This window comes from Shewanella sp. S1-49-MNA-CIBAN-0167 (assembly GCF_040310145.1).
GTDB classification, from domain to species: domain Bacteria; phylum Pseudomonadota; class Gammaproteobacteria; order Enterobacterales; family Shewanellaceae; genus Shewanella; species Shewanella psychromarinicola.
This window is the reverse complement of the sequence record NZ_JBEOPO010000509.1, coordinates 1-234: the sequence shown is the minus strand read 5'-3', so window position 1 is coordinate 234 and position 234 is coordinate 1. Positions and strand designations below refer to the sequence as shown.

General features: G+C 45.3%; 1 protein-coding gene. It reads left to right on the top strand.

Annotation, left to right across the window (positions count from 1 at the left end; translation table 11 throughout):
* On the top strand, positions 1 to 234 hold a 234-nt coding region (locus tag AAEZ00_RS22205; RefSeq protein ID WP_351090214.1), incomplete at both ends, for an FAD-dependent oxidoreductase.

Genomic DNA, 234 nt, shown 5'->3' with positions numbered 1-234 from the left:
GCCTTCTCTGTAGGTGCTATTAGCGTTGTTGAAGTACTGAATAAGTTAGATAAAAATGCTGCAGGCAGACAAGCTGAGCAGTTAAACCAAAAATCAGTTTTTGATATGTTAGTGATTGGTGGCGGCCCAGCAGGTGCTGCAGCGGCAATTTATTCTGCTCGTAAAGGGTTAAACACCGGTATCGTAGCGGAGAAATTTGGCGGCCAAGTTGCCGAAACCGTAGGTATTGAGAAC